The sequence below is a fragment of the Nocardia sp. NPDC051981 genome, from assembly GCF_040680715.1.
GTDB lineage: Bacteria > Actinomycetota > Actinomycetes > Mycobacteriales > Mycobacteriaceae > Nocardia.
In genome coordinates this window covers 18,382-33,462 of record NZ_JBFAXK010000046.1, presented here as the reverse complement: position 1 = coordinate 33,462, position 15,081 = coordinate 18,382, and the positions used below count along the sequence as shown (strand labels likewise).

The following is a 15,081-nucleotide window of genomic DNA, read 5'->3' as shown; positions in this document are numbered from 1 at the left end:
CTCTGGGACGATTGGCCTGGTTATGTCGTGGACCTGCACTGGGAACTAGACGCCAGTGTCCGCGCTGCGGTCGAACGGCTGAACCTCAGTCTTCCCTCACACGTGCATCTCACCAACGTATTTGACTAGAAAGCATGAACGCACGGTAATGGCGATGAGCGCGCCTCGGCCGACCATGACCTCTCGCCGGATATGCATCCGCGACAAGGTCTTTCTGTCACATGCATGACCTACTGTTGGCAACGTGTCTGTGAATATAGGGGTGTGCTTCAGCGTGTGACCTCAAGGTTGAAGACGCCGACGTGATCTACGAAGGAAACGCGACTGGAGCCTGAGGTGATCATCGCGCTTCGGGACAACGACGATGGGACCCGGGATGTGCGAGTGGTCTCCGAGGCCCTTGTGGTTTTCAGCCGGTTCTATGAGTGGCGTCCGGACTTTGAGAAGTCTTTGCAGCATCGGGTAACAGAGGCTGTGCCATCCGCGAAGGTGTCCTTCGAATGGCACTACTCGGCGCGGACGCCACGCACCGTGAAGCCATCTTCAGAGCCTTGATTCGGAATTCTGGTTTCGACGAGGACGCTGGTGCGTGCAGTCTCACCGGGGCGCGGGATAGGTTCTGCCAGAACCGAACAGGTTCGCGGGCTGGCGATTCAATCGGTCGAGTTCTCCAGCGGGCCGGGACCGGGATGCTCGATCACGCCGCCGCCGATACGAACCGTGACCAAATGCACGACGGCCCATGCCAGCTCCCAATAGAGCGCACCACTCGGAGCCCATGGACATCGAGAGCTACCAGCTGAAGTACCATGCGAAGGCAGACCTCGAGTGACGCTGCGTTGCAGGAACATCCGCAACTGCCTGCGAGCTCACCACCCTTCGCGCGACGGGTCAGGTCTGGCGCAATGCCACCACCCGGCGTCGTCCACTTTGTCGTAAACCGTGCTGGCCGAACAGGCCGGCGAGGTGCCCGGAAGCAGGCCGACGACTGTCGGCCGATGCAGCCGGCGGGAGAACAAGTCGCGCAGTCAGCGCCCGGGTCGGCACCGGCTTGATTGTGGTCTGTGTAGGTGGGTTCGTCTGCGAGTCAGTCCTGGTGGGTGACGGTTTCGAGCCAGCGTCGTCGATAGCCGATCCGGGTGGCCAGCCGGGCGAGTCCGCCGAATGCCGCATGCTGCAACCAGACCGGGATCCCCGCGAGATAGCCGTCCTGGTACTCCCACAGCAATGCCAGTGCCAGGGGGTTGCGTGGTGTCCAGGAGCGCAGGGTGGTCTTGTGCGCGGCATCGAGTGCGTGCCATAGCTGGAACATCTCCCAGTGCCGTAGTGGCGGGCGGATCTCGTGGTCGAAGACCGTGTCGGGCGCCTCGCTCCAGAATTCGTGGACCGTGCGTGGTGGTGCGGTGAGTGAATCGCCTGGATGCACAACGGTTTCCGAACCATCGATCTTGAAGCGGAGTCGGCCGCGCCGCAGGGTCCACGATTCGCTGAGTACCGGATGCCAATGCGGACCCGCTTGTCGATCGGCTTCCGGCAGTTGATGTTCCACCCGCAGGTAAGGGCCGCGCTCGTCTGTGCCGCGTGCGAGGAGAGTGATCCGATGACCGTTGCGGAAGGTGAGCGTGTCGCGCATACCGCCTTTTATAAAGGTAACCTTTGTTTTATGTCAACGAGCGAATCTCCCGCCACCTTGTTGAAGCTGCTCAGCCAGGTGACGCATGCCTTCGAACGCGAGCTGAACCGGGAACTGAGGATGGCACTGCGCGAGGATCTGCGCCCCGCGCATTACGCGGTGTTCCGCTACCTGGCCCCGGAAGGTTCGCGGATCAGCGCGTTGGCCGAGGAAGCGGGCATGACCCAGCAGTCGATGGGGGAGCTGGTGACACACATGCAGCAATGCGGGTATGTGGAGCGGCGGATCGACCCGGACGATCGGCGGGCGCGGCTGGTCGTGCTGACGGCGGCGGGCGAGGCGGCGCTCGCCACGGCAGCGGAGCGGATCAGGCAGATCGAGCAGAAGCTGGCAATCGGTCTGGGCGAGCGTGCATCAGCCGATCTGCAGCGATCTCTGAGCCGCGTACACGAGCTGTTGATCGGTTGAATTCATCGACCCCGCATGAGCTCGCCGAAAGCGTCAGCGGCACAGAGCAGTTCACATGACCCAGGACCGCAGCCGATGTATCCGGCACCGTGTGGTCGAAGTGTTCGGCGGCGTAAGCGTAGGGGTGGTCGGGGAACGCGCTCGCCTGCTGGAAAATGCCGGCAACGCACTGAATTGCCGCATACCGCGCTGACCGAACCCGCCAGCGCGAGGCGTCGGCGGTGAGATCGACAGCGGCCCAGAGACATCCGCTACTGCCTGTGGTCCGAGGGGTAGCGCAGCACTGGGTTTGTCCCTGGTGGCTCATTGAGGCCACACCGAGTTCAGGGTGTTGCATGGGAGTGGGAGCGATCTGGGCGCGCCGATGCACAGGTACGACGGCGTTCGTGGGCGCGTCCCCGAACGGGTTGAAACGATTGTGGATACACTTGGCCGTGCCGCTCACCTTTCCGTCGCATGCGTTGGCAGTGCTCCCGATGAAAATCCGGTGGCCTCGTCATCTGGATGGTGTCGCGTTGGTGGTCGGCTCAGCGGTTCCCGATGCCTCCTATCCGGTGGCAGGGTTCTTTTCGATGCCGGAGACGCACGCACTACCTGCGTTGCTGTGGTGGTGTCTACCCATGGGGATCGTCGCAACGGTGGTGATCCGTTGGGGTGCCGCGCAGATTGCCGCACATCTGCCACGGCTCGGCGCGCTCGATCTGCCCGCCTATGGCGTACTCGGTGTCGTGCGATATCGGTGGTATGTCACGGGATACTCGATTCTGATCGGTGCGTTCACTCATATCTTCTGGGACGGGTTCACCCATGATCCGGCCGGCGGGCATGGCTGGGGAGTAGCCAGATTTCCCGTGCTGTTGCAGCCAGGTCCGCTCGGCAGGCCCTGGTGGTACCTGCTGCAGCAGACATCGACCCTGGGCGGTGGGGCACTCGCGGTCGGGTTGTTCTACTACATCGGCCGGCGCGGACTGCTGCGAGCCTGGCACGGTGACCCACCGCCCATGCGGCGCGCACCGAGGCGGTTCTGGCTGGCGGCCGGACTGGTCGCCGTGTTGGCCTTGTCGTTTATTCCGCTGATGCCCTTGGCATTTCAGCCGTTCGTGTTGGGAGTCCGGTTGCTCTATGTAGGGGCGCTGTCGTTGCTGGCAGGCGCAGCGTCGATGCGCCTGCCGGGTCATGAATCCCACGACGCCGGCCCCGTCGGCGCCGGCAAACCAGACCTCGGCGTTCACGGTGTCGAAGGCGACATGCCGAGGCGCTGAGATGTCGGGACTCGCCGATGCCGATCGCCGGCACGATGTCATGCCGCTTCCCGCGCTGACCAAGTTGGCCGGCTCGGGGTACGGAAGATCAACGGGCAGGGCGCGTTACGGCCTCGAGACGCCATGATCGCCGGAGAACACCGGCAGTGCGGGACCTTCGACCGTCCCTGTCGAGCTCGGGTGGCTGATCTTCAGCCCGAGCGGGCCGAACATTCCGTGCTTGCTCCCAGCACGGTGGCCGCCAGCCCGGTGATCACCGGGATGGCGTCGAGCAGGTCGCCGTCGGGTCCAACCATGGTGTCGAACGTCTCGAAGCTGGTGAGGGTCAGCAGGATACGTCCGAAAATCGCTCTGCCGAGCGGCTCCTCGAGCCTGTCTGCCGGACACTGATCGCCTCCGGCAGACGATGCCGCGCGCTCGAGACGATGTCGCGTGCTCGCCCGGCGCGGACTACGTCAGCCCTGCTGGGGCTCGGCGGCCGGGGCCCAGCGGTTGGCGGTGAGGGCGTAGCCGGGCAGCGCGTCGGTGGACATCTTGGATTCGTAGATGCGCTGGTAGCCGGTGCTCGCGATGCGCCAGACGCCGTCCTCGCGGCGGTAGGTGTCGTGGTAGTAGGCCGCGCCGCGGATCAGCAGGCCGTAGTCGGCGGCGATCACGGTGTCCTCCAGGCACCAACTGCCGGAAGCGGTATCGCCGTCGACCGTGATTTCCGGATGGTTGGCGACGTGCACGGTGATGATGTTCCCGCTGAGCGCGTTGCGCATGAAATCCACGATCTGGTCGCGGCTGGTGAACTGGGCCGGCAGTCCGCCCGACGGCGATCCGTAGGACCCGACGATGTCCGCGCAGAGCGTGTCCCCGAACTCGTCCCACTGCTTCAGATCCAGCGTGCGCAGGTAGCGATACTTGAGTGCGCGAATCGATTCGAGAGCTGCAAAATCCATACCGCAATGTAGCCGAATCGGACGTCTACCTAGCAAGCATTTGCTACGTTTTCGGACATGATTTCCACCCTGGTCTGGGGTACGGGCAACGTAGGCCGTGCCGCCATCCGGGCCGTCACGGCGCATCCGGGTCTGGAGCTGACCGGCGTTCTGGTCCACAACCCGGCCAAGGTCGGCCGCGACGCCGGTGACCTGGCCGGGCTGGACACCGCGGTGGGGATCGCGGCGACCGCCGATGTCGACGCCGAGCTCGCGGCCGGACCCCGTGCCATCGTCTACGCCGCGTCCGGCGACATCCGCCCCGACGACGCCCTCGCCGACATCGAGCGCGCCTTGCGCACCGGGGCCGTGGTGGTCACGCCCGCGCTCTACGCGCTCTACGACCACCGCAGTGCTCCGATCGAACTGCAGGACCGGGTGTCGGCGGCCATCGCGGCGGGCGGCGGCGCACTGTTCGTCTCCGGCATCGACCCCGGCTGGGGCAACGACGTCCTGCCGCTGCTCATGAGCGGCCTCGGCAGCAGCGTGGATGTGCTGCGCTGCCAGGAGATCTTCGACTACTCCACCTACGACCAGCCCGACTCGGTGCGTTACCTCGTCGGCATGGGCCAGCCCCTGGACTATCAGCCGCCCATGCTCGCGCCCACCATCCCGACCATGGTGTGGGGCGGGCAGATTCGGATGATCGCGCGCGGACTGGGCGTGGCGCTCACCGACATTCGCGAGGTGGTGGAGCGGCGCGCACTGGACGAGACCGTCGAGACCGAGCGCATGGGCAAATTCGAGGCGGGCACCCAGGGCGCGGTGCGCTTCGAGGTGCAGGGCATCGTCGACGGCAGCCCGCGCATCGTCATCGAGCACATCACCCGCATCCACGCGAGCTGCGCCTCCGACTGGCCGCACCCGCCCAGCGGCGCCGGCGCGCACCGCGTGCTCATCGAGGGCCGCCCGCGCATCGAGATCACCGTGCAGGCCACCGACGAGGACGGCAATCACTCGGCGGGCGGAAACGCCACCGCCGTGGGCAGATTGGTGAATGCCATCCCGTGGCTGGCCGACGCCGAGCCCGGCCTCTACGACGCCCTCGACGTCCCGCTGCCGTTCGGCACTCTCGGAAGGAACCCATCGGCATGATCATCGACATTCCCGAGGGCAAGGACCCCATCGGCTACGTGTGGGGCGAAATGGTGCCCGGCATCGGTGTCGCGGCCTCCAACTTCTCCCTCGCCGTCTACTCGCACAGCACCCTGGGACTGCGTGAATTCGAGGCCGCCCGGTTGCGCATCGCCCAGATCAACGGCTGCCTGTTCTGCCTGGACTGGCGCACCGATCGCAATGGCGAGAAGGTCGAGGAGTCCTTCGCCGACGACGTGACCGAGTGGCGCACCACCGAATCCTTCGACGACCGCACCCGGATGGCCGCAGAGTACGCCGAGCGCTACGCCCTCGACCACCACAACCTCGACGACGAGTTCTTCGAGCGGATGAAGACGCTCTACTCCGACGCCGAGATCGTCGAACTGTCCATGTGCCTCGGGTCCTGGCTGGCCTTCGGCCGCCTCAACCATGTGCTCGGCCTCGACGCTGTCTGCGTCCTTCCCGGTCATACCGCACAGCAGTAGAACACCGGCCGGAGTGCCGCCCGCCCCTGCTCGGCAGCACCCCGACCGGCAGCCGCGTCAGTTCCGCTTGTTGAACACGTCGGTTCCGAAGCGCGGCAGTCCCGGGGAGGCGGCAAAGCCCAGATAGGGCAGGCCGAAGCGATCTTCGATGCTCGCCAGCAGTGAATAGTGGTTGTACGGGGTGTCGCTGAAGGTGCCCGGCGTCACCGACTTCGGTGAGATCACCAGTGCGCCCACCCTGCCGCCACCCAGACCCGCGATGCCCGGCAGCGGACTGTTCGGCCCGGGGCCCTCACCGCAGCAGGCCGAGGAATCCTGTTGCGGCCCATCGGATTCGTCGAACGTGATGATCAGGATTCCGTTCTGCTGGAAGGCCGGCGCCGAGGTGATCACCGGAACCCACTGCCGCAGCCAGAGATCCGCCGACGCCAGCCCGCCCGGGGCGCCCGTGACACAGGGGGAGTCGTGCCCGTCGTCGCACAGGTCCGGGGTGACGTAGGCGAAGTTCGGCGTCGTATCCGGCTGTGCCAGATCGCTCTTCAGCGCACCGAGATCGACCACCTGCCGCTGGCAGGCGGGCGAGTCGATGATCTCGTGGAAGTACACGAACGGGTTGTGCCGGGCCGCGTACTGGCTGGCGACGGTCGCCTTCTGGGTGGTGTCCTGGCTGTTCAGAGCGGGATGACGGCAGGGCGTGCCCATATCTTCCATATAGCCCTTCCAGGTGCGGCCGGCCCCCGTCAGTTGTCCGGCGAGCGTCTGCACCGACGCGGGGTACACACAGCCCTGACCGACGGCCTGGCCCGGCGGAACCGTTCCCGCGCCGACGAAGTCGCTGTAGATCTGGCAGTCGGCCTGGGTCTCGGCGTTCGGTCCCTGACCGGACAGTTGCGCGATGTAGTTGTCCAGACTGTTGTGCCCGATGCCGTAGTACTGGCTCAGCAGTACCCCCTCCGACCGCAGCGTCTCGCTCAGATACGGTGCGGCCGACGCAGGTCCCCAGGTCTCGTCGTACCCCTTGTTCTCCAACTGGATCACGAAGATGTGCGGCGCGCCTGGATCCGCGGTCGCGTGCGGACCGTAGCCCACCGCCAGCGCGGCGATCGTGAACACCAGCACCACGATGAATTGGCCGAACCGGCGCATCACAGACTCCATCCCGTCGATGCGGCCAAGGCGCGCAGGGTATTCCACTCTTCGAGGTCGGCGACCACCGCCGGAGCGCACACCCCGGGCGGTGCGGGCGGCACATTCCATTGCGGCGCACTGAGATTCGGGGCGCTGCCGAAGTCGAGCACCTCGGCGATATTGCGGGCGGCGGCGTCGCGCGGGGTGAGGGACGGCAGCCCCCACCGCCATTCGATGGCCTTGAGCACCGAGGTGTGGTCGTACACATCGTGGGCCACGTGCCCGCGCCGGGCCAGCGGCGAGATCACCAGGCACGGCACCCGGAATCCGCGCAGCCCCCAGTCCGGGTTGGCATCCGGCGCGACCTGCGGGGGCACGTGGTCGAAGAAGCCGCCCCACTCGTCGTAGTTGATGACGAGCAGCGTGCGCGACCAGGCGGGGCTCTTGGTGACCGCCTGATATACCTGGTTCAGGAATGCCTGCCCCGCGCGGATATCCGCGTGCGGGTGATCGTCGGCCGAGGTGCCGGTGTCCTCGTCCAGGAACTTGGGGTCGACGAACGATACCGCGGGCAGCGTGCCCGCCGCGCAGTCGGCCAGGAAGGTCGCGAACGGGCGGCTGATGGACAGGTACTTGGCGCCCCACAGTGCCAGGAACGGGGTGTCGTAGAAGTAGTAGCGCCCCGGCACACCCGCGTCCGCCAGCCGGTCCCAGATGGTCGGCAGCGTCGAGATCGTCGAGGAATTGTGGATGCGGTCGGTCTGGGCGGCGTGCTGATAGAAGCGGTTGGGATACGTCTCGGCCATGATCGCCGAGAAATAGTTGTCACAGACCGTCCAGGCCGGCGCGGCATTGCCATAGAAGCCGAGATCGCCCTGTTCGTAGTAGCCGATGGCGAATTCGTCATTGGTTCCGGCGCGCAGCCAGCCGTCGCACGCGCCGTTGTTGTACTCCACGCGCCCGCCCTCGAAGGAGTGGTCCGGGTCGTTGTACTGGCAGCCCTGAGTGGTGGCCAGGTGGAAGGTCTTGTGCGCCAGGCCGTTCCGGTCGGTGAAGGTCTGACCTGCCTGCTTGCCGTTCGCCCCGGGCAGCCAGCCCAGATAGTGGTCGAACGAGCGGTTCTCCATCATTACCACGATGATGTGGTCGATCCCGGAGGCAGCGGGCGCGGGCAGCGGGGCGGCGGTGGCGCGGGGGGCTGTCGAGCCGAGGGCCGCGCCGACCGCGAGGGCTCCGGCGCCGGCGAGGACGGTTCGGCGGTTGGTGGTACTTCGAGGGGAATCTGTCACGAGTCATACATCGCGTCGGCGATTACCGGTGAGTAACCAGTCGGGCGAATTCGAATGAGAATTTGATGAACGCGTCAACTATTGGACGTTCGACCAATCTATCGCGACCGAGGCTGGAATCGCCTTGTTCGCTGGTGTGCGCTTGTTCGGCGGTGGGTCTGGGAGTACTCTGGCCAGAGTAAGCAAATACTCTGATCAGAGTAGCCGGGGTGAGTATGGCTGGGAAGCGGGCGTTCCGCCGGGTCAATCCCCTGGCGCTGGCCGTACTCGTGCAGCTCTGGGAGCGGCCGATGCACCCGTATCAGATCTCGCAGACCCTCAGGCAGCGCGGCAAGGACGGCAGCGTGCGGATCAATTACGGCGCGCTGTATCCGGTGGTCGAATCACTGCTGAACCAGGGTTTCATCGAGGTCGTCGGCGCTGAACAGGACGGCAAGCGGCCCGCGCGGACCGTGTACCGCATCACCCCCGACGGTGTCGTCGAGATGCGGGACTGGTTGCGCGCCTGGATATCCGAACCCGAGAAGGAATATCCGCGGTTCATGGCCGCGCTGTCGTTCCTGCCCGCACTCGGACCCGACGAGGCCGCGGCCCTGCTGCGGCGGCGAGTCACGGTGCTGGACAAGCAGATTGCCGAGATCCGCGCCGCCACCGACGCCGTCGTCTCCTGGCTGCCCGAGGTGCTGCTCATCGAGGGCAACTACGAGATGCACATGCTCACCGCCGACCGCGACTTCACCGCCGCCCTGGCCGCCCGCATCGAATCCGATGATCTGGGCGGCATCGAGGGCTGGCGCACCATGGCCGACCTGGTCGCCCGATACCCCGCCGGCCGGGTGCCCCCGGACATCGGCGACAAGCTGCTCGAGGAATGGGGGTTGCCGACACCGCCGACGTGAGCCGGGCAATCAGCCCGGCAACAACGACGGCCCGGGTGCGCCAACACCCGAGCCGTCGCCGAATCCGAACGACCGACGGCGAACCGCCGGATGCTCGAACCGCATTCCCAGCATATCCACCGGTCCCGTGGTCGTTCCCCACCCCTGACGAGGAACGAACAACCATGTCCGTCACACCCATGCCCTCGACCGCGGTCGAGGTGCACGACCTGGTCAAAACCTATCCCGGCGGCCGCCGCAAGCCCGATGTGCGGGCCCTCGACGGCCTGAGCTTCGGCATTGCCGCCGGCACCGTCTACGGCATGCTCGGCCCCAACGGGGCGGGCAAGTCCACCACCACCAAGATCTGCACCACCCTGTCGCGGGCCGATTCCGGGACCGCGCGAGTGGCCGGATTCGATGTCACCACCGACGCGGCCGCCATCCGGCATCGCATCGGCTACGTCTCACAGGGCTCGGGCGCCGACCCACGGCAGACGCCCTTCGAGAATCTGGTCATGGCCGCGCGTCTGCACGGCCTGACCCGCCACGACGCGGTGACCCGGGCCGACGGCCTGCTCGATCAGTTCCAGCTCGCCGAGGCGCGAAACCGTAAGGTGTCCAAGCTCTCCGGCGGCATGCGGCGCAAACTCGACGTCGCTGTCGGACTGGTGCACACGCCGTCGGTGCTGTTCCTGGACGAGCCGACCACCGGCCTGGACCCGCAGGCCCGGGCCGAGATGTGGTCGGAGATCCGGCGACTGTCCACCGAGGCGGCCCTCACCGTGGTGCTCACCACCCACTATCTGGAGGAGGCCGACGAGCTGGCCGATCGCCTGGTCATCATCGACCACGGGCGCGCGGTCATCGAAGGCACACCGGCGCAGCTGAAGTCGACCCTCGACGGCGACACCCTCACCGTCGAACTCATCGCACCGGATGTAGCCGCCGTGCGCGCGGTCGGGGAATCCATTCCGGCACTGCGGGATATCGTCGTCGAGCAGGACGGGCCCAACGGCAGGCTCATCGCCCGCACCGACGACCCCTCCGGCATCGTCGGCCGGGTCATCTCCGAATTCGACGCCGCCGCCATCGGTTTCGGCGCGGTCTCCATCTCCCGGCCCTCCCTCGACGATGTGTATCTGCACTACGCGGGCCGCTCGTACCGGGCCGACAACAACCGCGACCGGGCGGAGGTGGCGGCATGACCACGCTCACCGACGACCTGCCCGTCACCCGCGAAAACCCCACGGCCACTTGGCCGGTGGCGGCCGGGCAGATCTTCCGGCGCTGGATGGTGAACACCCTGCGGGAATCCTGGGGTGTGTTCGCGGCGCTGCTGCAGCCGATCGTGTGGATCCTGCTGTTCGGGCAGGTCTTCAAATCAGTCGGCGACATCCCGGGATTCGGGGCGGCGAACTACATCACCTTCCTGGCGCCCGGCGTGCTCATGATGACCGTGCTCTACTCGGGCGTCTGGGCGGGCACCGGATACATCGAGGACATCGACAACGGCGTGATGAATCAGCTGCTGACCGCACCGATTTCGCGCAGCGCGGTGGTGGCGGGCCAGCTCGGCGTGCAGCTCACCATCGGCCTGGTCCAGTCCGCGCTGGTCCTGCTCATCGGATTCGCCGGCGGCGCACGCTATCCCGGCGGCGTGACCGGCATCGCGCTGGCGCTGATCGCGGCCACCCTGCTGGCGGCCGTCTTCTGCGCGGGCTCGGTGGCCCTGGCCCTGATCTCCCGCAGTCAGATCGCCCTGATCGGCATGTCCCAGCTCATCATCCTGCCCCTGACCTTCCTGTCCTCGGGCATGATGGCGACCTCGCTCATGCCGGGCTGGGTCCAGGGCATCTCCAAGTTCAACCCGGTGACCTGGGCGGTCGACATCGGCCGCACCGGCCTGGCGGGCACAGCCGACGCGGGCTCCGTCACCGCCCACCTCGGCTACCTGACCGCCCTGGCGGCGCTCGCCTTCCTCTGGGCGCTGTCGGCCTTCCGCACCTATCAGCGGACGCAGTAACAGGCCGATACACGCGAAAAGCCCGGCCTGCGTGGCGATCTCGCCCGCAGGCCGGACGTCGTGCCTCTCAGGAGATCTGGGGCGACGCCTCTGAGAGCCACGAGAGTCGTGCCTCTCGGAAGGTTCGGGGGCGAAGCCTCTCGAAGCTACGAGAGTCGTGCCTCTCAGGGGGCTCGGTGGCGAAGCCCCGGAGAGTTATGAGAGTTGGTTGGTTCACCCTACTTGTCGAACAGCGCTAGATACTTGGTCTGCCCGAACATCTCGGCCGCGTCGCGCGCGGACGGGCTGCCCGCGTTCGGATCGGCCCCGGCCGCGAGCAGGGCGTGGACGATCTCATCCGAGCCCTTGAACACCGCGCCCGAGAGCGGGGTCTGGCCCTTGTCGTTGCCGAAGTTGGGGTCCGCCTTGCGTTCCAGCAGGGCGTTCACCGCCTCCGGGTGTGAGTAGTAGGCGGCCAGCATGAGCAGCGTGTCGCCATTGTCGTTGGTCAGGTTCACCGGCACCCCGGCGTCGAGATAGGCGCCCAGGGTGGCGGCATCGCCGTTGCGGGCCAGATCGAAGATCTTGCTCGCCAGCTCGAGCACTTCCGGATCCAGGTCTTTGGGTTCCACCAGGCCACTCTAGCCAGCGGGACCGCCGCGACCGAGCGAAGTTCGCTATGGGAAGTTGGTGTGCTCAGGAGGTGATGATGAGCAGTTCGGTCGGCGAGGCGATCTCGGTGCGCAGCCCGGACTTCTCGGCAACCCGGGCCAGCCCGTCGATATTCGACGGCTCCGACCGCGACAGCACCAGCGCCCGCGCCAGCAGTCCCTTATGGTGTTTGTTGAAGTGGCTCACCACGGTTCGCTTCCCGTCCGGACGCTCGGTCAGCACTGTCGCGGTGACCGAGCCCGGGACCCGGCCCAGATTCTGATAGGTGCCCGACCGCAGATCCACCACCAGGTGCCCGGCCGCCTCCGCACGCAGCGCCGCCGGCAGCGCCGCCTTCCACAGCGACTGCAGCGTCGGCAGACCCGGCAGCTTCGACCCGCCCGAAAGCCGGTAGGCCGGAATCGGATCGCCCGCGCGGATCACCCCGAACAGCGCCGAGCCGATGCCCAGGCGGGCCTCGGCCTTGGCGCGCTGGGCCTTGGTGAACCGGGTCACGTCGAGCGCGTCGTAGAGCACGCCGGTATAGCGGTCCAGGGCCGGGCGGGTGGCGGAGGTGCGCAGGGCGGCATTGCGCGCGATCTCCGCGTCAGCCCCCTTGCCCAGTGCCAGCGCGGCACGCGCGGCGTCGGGATCGGCGGCCAGCGCGATCAACTCGGTGACGAGCTTGTCGCGCACCGCTGTGAGCTGCGGCATCGCGAGGGAATCCAGGTCCAGGGGACCGCCCGAACCACCGTCGGACTTGGTTTCTGAGGGAGGCAGCAGCACCAGCACGAGCCAACACGGTAATGCCTTGTGAACTGTGCGCGAGCAGCGGCTACTGTGTTGAGCCGTGATCACCCGTCTCTCCCACCTGTTCCTGCGCACCCTGCGCGACGACCCCGCCGACGCCGAAGTGCCCAGCCACAAGCTGCTGGTGCGTGCCGGTTACGTGCGTCGCATCGCGCCCGGCGTCTACTCGTGGCTGCCGCTCGGCCTGCGCACGCTGCGCAAGGTCGAGGATGTCGTCCGGTCGGAGATGAACGCCATCGGGGCCCAGGAGATCTCGCTGCCGGCGTTGCTGCCGCGCGAACCGTACGAAACCACCAACCGCTGGACCGAGTACGGCGACGGCCTGTTCCGGCTCAAGGACCGCAAGGGCCAGGACTACCTGCTCGGCCCCACCCACGAGGAGCTGTTCGCCCTCACCGTGAAGGGCGAGTACAGCTCCTACAAGGATCTGCCGGTCACGCTGTACCAGATCCAGACCAAGTACCGCGACGAAGGCCGCCCGCGCGCGGGCATCCTGCGCGGACGCGAGTTCATCATGAAGGACTCGTACTCCTTCGACCTCGACGAGGACGGGCTGAAGAACAGCTACAACGCCCACCGCGAGGCATACCAGAAGATCTTCGACCGCCTCGGCGTCAAGTACGTCATCGTGGCCGCCACCTCCGGCGCCATGGGCGGCTCGGCGTCGGAGGAGTTCCTCGCCGACAGCCCCGTCGGCGAGGACACCTACGTCATCTGCCGCGAATCCGGTTACGCCGCAAACGTGGAGGCCGTGGTCACCACCGCGCCCCCGGCGATCCCGCTGGAGGGACAGGCCGACGCCGTCGTCCACGACACCCCCAACACGCCGACCATCGCGACGCTGGTCGACTGGGCCAACACCGCCAACGTGCTGGGCCGCGAGGCGACCGCCGCCGACACGCTCAAGAACGTCATGGTCAAGCTGCGCTACCCCGACGGCAAGACCGAGATCCTCGGCGTCGGCATCCCCGGCGACCGTGAGGTCGACGACAAGCGCCTCGGGGCGTCCGTCGAGCCGGCCGAGGTGGAATTGCTCGACGAGACCGATTTCAAGGCCAACCCGTTCCTGGTGAAGGGCTACATCGGCCCTAAGGCCCTGCAGGCCAACGGCATCCGCTACCTCGTCGACCCGCGCGTGGTCTCCGGCACCGCCTGGATCACCGGCGCCGACGAGCAGGGCAAGCATTACGTCGGCCTGGTCGCCGGACGCGACTTCACCCCCGACGGCACTATCGAGGCCGCCGAGGTTCGTGACGGCGATCCCTCGCCCGACGGCCGCGGCGTCCTGGAGGCCGCCCGCGGTATCGAGATCGGCCACATCTTCCAGCTCGGCCAGAAGTACACCGACGCCTTCGAGGTCGATGTGCTGGGCGAGAACGGCAAGCCGGTCCGTCTCACCATGGGCTCCTACGGTGTCGGCGTGTCCCGCATGGTCGCCGTGCTCGCCGAGCAGATGCACGACGACAAGGGCCTGCGCTGGCCTCGCGAGGTCGCCCCGTTCGATGTCCACGTCGTCATCGCCAACAAGGACGAGGGCGCCCGCGCCGGCGCCGAACAGGTTGCCGCCGAACTCGATTCCCTCGGCTTCGAGGTTCTCCTCGACGACCGCACCGCCTCCCCGGGCGTGAAGTTCAAGGACGCCGAGCTCCTCGGCATGCCCTACATCGTGGTCGTCGGCCGCGGCTGGGCCGAGGGCAAGATCGAACTCCGCGACCGCTTCGCCGGCACCGCCGAGGAACTCCCGGCCGAGACCGCCGTGGCCTCGGTCGCGGCCAAGATCCGCGGCTGACATCGCTGTCGCGAAACTGTAAGTGGCGCATCACCGTCCGGTGATGCGCCACTTTCTTCACCGAGCCTGGCCGGTGTCCGCTCGCCAGATGTTCCAGCCGAGACCAGGCCCGCGAACCATCTCCTGGACGGCGTGCTCGTAACACTTCTTCGCCGCACAGTCGTCCACGCACGCTCGATGCCGATCGAGTCCGCTCTTCGCCTCGGCGAGCGTGGCGGGCCGCCGATAGGGTGCCCGATGCCGATTACGGATCACACGTGCCACAACCCGGCTCCATTCGACTCGCCGGAAACTGAATGACCTTCGCGGACTCGAGCTTCTCCGCGTCGGTCTTGATGATCTGCCGCGCGGCCATCTTCCGCTCACACATCGCGGTCAGGCAATCCTGATGCAACACCAGCGATTCCATTGCCTCCGCCGAGGTCATCGCCGGTTCCCGCTCCCCGACATCGCAATTTTCCAGCCGTTCGTAGATGTCCATGACCCATTCACCTCCCGACGCTTGCCAATTTCCTTGCGTCCGCGTCCGCGTCGGTGACGGCCACGCCCGCTATTTCCGTACCGACCGGAATTTCTTATATCCCCGCCCAGACAGGCGATGA

Annotated in this window: 15 protein-coding genes; 8 read left to right on the top strand and 7 right to left on the bottom strand. The window is 66.8% G+C overall.

Annotation, left to right across the window (positions count from 1 at the left end; genetic code table 11):
- Positions 1 to 1,087: 1,087 nt before the first annotated feature.
- Positions 1,088 to 1,474 (bottom strand): cupin domain-containing protein, encoded by a 387-nt coding sequence (locus tag AB0L60_RS41080; protein WP_364625913.1) that lies wholly within the window; start codon positions 1,472 to 1,474, stop codon positions 1,088 to 1,090.
- Between AB0L60_RS41080 and AB0L60_RS41075 the strand changes: the two genes are divergently transcribed.
- Together AB0L60_RS41075 and AB0L60_RS41070 are read left to right on the top strand one after the other, a co-directional pair.
- Positions 1,421 to 2,101, top strand: a complete 681-nt coding sequence (locus AB0L60_RS41075) for a MarR family transcriptional regulator (RefSeq protein WP_364625905.1) — start codon at positions 1,421 to 1,423, stop codon at positions 2,099 to 2,101. The genes AB0L60_RS41080 and AB0L60_RS41075 overlap by 54 nt on opposite strands.
- A 434-nt stretch (positions 2,102 to 2,535) precedes the next feature.
- Positions 2,536 to 3,363: a DUF4184 family protein gene (locus AB0L60_RS41070; protein ID WP_364625902.1), complete on the top strand. Its 828-nt coding sequence runs from the start codon at positions 2,536 to 2,538 to the stop codon at positions 3,361 to 3,363.
- Positions 3,364 to 3,818: 455 nt separating this feature from the next.
- On the opposite strand, the gene AB0L60_RS41065 is transcribed toward AB0L60_RS41070, so the two are convergent.
- The gene (locus AB0L60_RS41065) at positions 3,819 to 4,307 is read right to left on the bottom strand and encodes a nuclear transport factor 2 family protein (protein ID WP_364625899.1); all 489 of its coding nucleotides are present in this window, start codon (positions 4,305 to 4,307) and stop codon (positions 3,819 to 3,821) included.
- A 57-nt stretch (positions 4,308 to 4,364) separates the two neighbouring features.
- Here AB0L60_RS41065 and AB0L60_RS41060 point away from each other — a divergent pair, with 57 nt between their 5' ends.
- Both AB0L60_RS41060 and AB0L60_RS41055 read left to right on the top strand, forming a co-directional pair.
- Positions 4,365 to 5,441 carry a dihydrodipicolinate reductase gene (locus AB0L60_RS41060; protein WP_364625896.1) on the top strand — a complete coding sequence of 359 codons (1,077 nt, stop codon included), beginning with the start codon at positions 4,365 to 4,367 and terminating at the stop codon, positions 5,439 to 5,441.
- Entirely contained in the window at positions 5,438 to 5,929 is a 492-nt protein-coding gene (locus AB0L60_RS41055; RefSeq protein ID WP_364625892.1) for a carboxymuconolactone decarboxylase family protein, read from the top strand. The genes AB0L60_RS41060 and AB0L60_RS41055 overlap by 4 nt, the downstream gene beginning before the upstream one ends.
- 57 nt (positions 5,930 to 5,986) lie before the next feature.
- Here the strand turns inward: AB0L60_RS41055 and AB0L60_RS41050 are convergent, their stop codons facing one another.
- Together AB0L60_RS41050 and AB0L60_RS41045 are read right to left on the bottom strand one after the other, a co-directional pair.
- Positions 5,987 to 7,075, bottom strand: coding sequence for an alkaline phosphatase family protein (locus AB0L60_RS41050; protein ID WP_364625889.1), 1,089 nt, complete (start codon positions 7,073 to 7,075; stop codon positions 5,987 to 5,989).
- Positions 7,075 to 8,346 (bottom strand): alkaline phosphatase family protein, encoded by a 1,272-nt coding sequence (locus AB0L60_RS41045; protein ID WP_364625886.1) that lies wholly within the window; start codon positions 8,344 to 8,346, stop codon positions 7,075 to 7,077. The genes AB0L60_RS41050 and AB0L60_RS41045 overlap by 1 nt, the downstream gene beginning before the upstream one ends.
- Positions 8,347 to 8,561: 215 nt before the next feature.
- Here AB0L60_RS41045 and AB0L60_RS41040 point away from each other — a divergent pair, with 215 nt between their 5' ends.
- The 3 genes from AB0L60_RS41040 (at position 8,562) to AB0L60_RS41030 (ending at position 11,250) form a co-directional block, all read left to right on the top strand.
- Complete coding sequence (locus tag AB0L60_RS41040) at positions 8,562 to 9,245, top strand: PadR family transcriptional regulator (RefSeq protein WP_364625910.1); 684 nt, start codon at positions 8,562 to 8,564, stop codon at positions 9,243 to 9,245.
- 164 nt (positions 9,246 to 9,409) lie between these two features.
- Positions 9,410 to 10,432 carry an ATP-binding cassette domain-containing protein gene (locus tag AB0L60_RS41035; RefSeq protein ID WP_364625883.1) on the top strand — a complete coding sequence of 341 codons (1,023 nt, stop codon included), beginning with the start codon at positions 9,410 to 9,412 and terminating at the stop codon, positions 10,430 to 10,432.
- Entirely contained in the window at positions 10,429 to 11,250 is an 822-nt protein-coding gene (locus AB0L60_RS41030) for an ABC transporter permease (RefSeq protein WP_364625880.1), read from the top strand. Before AB0L60_RS41035 ends, AB0L60_RS41030 begins: the two co-directional genes overlap by 4 nt.
- Positions 11,251 to 11,468: 218 nt before the next feature.
- Here the strand turns inward: AB0L60_RS41030 and AB0L60_RS41025 are convergent, their stop codons facing one another.
- Both AB0L60_RS41025 and yaaA read right to left on the bottom strand, forming a co-directional pair.
- Complete coding sequence (locus AB0L60_RS41025; RefSeq protein ID WP_364625878.1) at positions 11,469 to 11,861, bottom strand: ankyrin repeat domain-containing protein; 393 nt, start codon at positions 11,859 to 11,861, stop codon at positions 11,469 to 11,471.
- A gap of 64 nt (positions 11,862 to 11,925) precedes the next feature.
- On the bottom strand, positions 11,926 to 12,672 hold the full coding sequence (gene yaaA / locus AB0L60_RS41020) for a peroxide stress protein YaaA (protein ID WP_364625875.1): 747 nt from the start codon (positions 12,670 to 12,672) through the stop codon (positions 11,926 to 11,928).
- Positions 12,673 to 12,730: 58 nt separating this feature from the next.
- On the opposite strand from yaaA, the gene AB0L60_RS41015 reads away from it, so the two are divergent.
- The gene (locus AB0L60_RS41015; RefSeq protein ID WP_364625872.1) at positions 12,731 to 14,479 is read left to right on the top strand and encodes a proline--tRNA ligase; all 1,749 of its coding nucleotides are present in this window, start codon (positions 12,731 to 12,733) and stop codon (positions 14,477 to 14,479) included.
- Between the two features lie 244 nt (positions 14,480 to 14,723).
- Here AB0L60_RS41015 and AB0L60_RS41010 read toward each other — a convergent pair whose 3' ends face one another.
- Positions 14,724 to 14,960, bottom strand: coding sequence for a hypothetical protein (locus AB0L60_RS41010; RefSeq protein ID WP_364625870.1), 237 nt, complete (start codon positions 14,958 to 14,960; stop codon positions 14,724 to 14,726).
- Between the last annotated feature and the right edge of the window lie 121 nt (positions 14,961 to 15,081).

Coding starts and splice junctions, on each gene's coding strand:
- AB0L60_RS41075 (WP_364625905.1), top strand. CDS start 1,421: ATGCACAACGGTTTCCGAACCATCGATCTTGAAGCGGAGTCGGCCGCG.
- AB0L60_RS41065 (WP_364625899.1), bottom strand. CDS start 4,307: ATGGATTTTGCAGCTCTCGAATCGATTCGCGCACTCAAGTATCGCTAC.
- AB0L60_RS41060 (WP_364625896.1), top strand. CDS start 4,365: ATGATTTCCACCCTGGTCTGGGGTACGGGCAACGTAGGCCGTGCCGCC.
- AB0L60_RS41055 (WP_364625892.1), top strand. CDS start 5,438: ATGATCATCGACATTCCCGAGGGCAAGGACCCCATCGGCTACGTGTGG.
- AB0L60_RS41050 (WP_364625889.1), bottom strand. CDS start 7,075: ATGCGCCGGTTCGGCCAATTCATCGTGGTGCTGGTGTTCACGATCGCC.
- AB0L60_RS41040 (WP_364625910.1), top strand. CDS start 8,562: ATGGCTGGGAAGCGGGCGTTCCGCCGGGTCAATCCCCTGGCGCTGGCC.
- AB0L60_RS41035 (WP_364625883.1), top strand. CDS start 9,410: ATGTCCGTCACACCCATGCCCTCGACCGCGGTCGAGGTGCACGACCTG.
- AB0L60_RS41030 (WP_364625880.1), top strand. CDS start 10,429: ATGACCACGCTCACCGACGACCTGCCCGTCACCCGCGAAAACCCCACG.
- AB0L60_RS41010 (WP_364625870.1), bottom strand. CDS start 14,960: ATGGACATCTACGAACGGCTGGAAAATTGCGATGTCGGGGAGCGGGAA.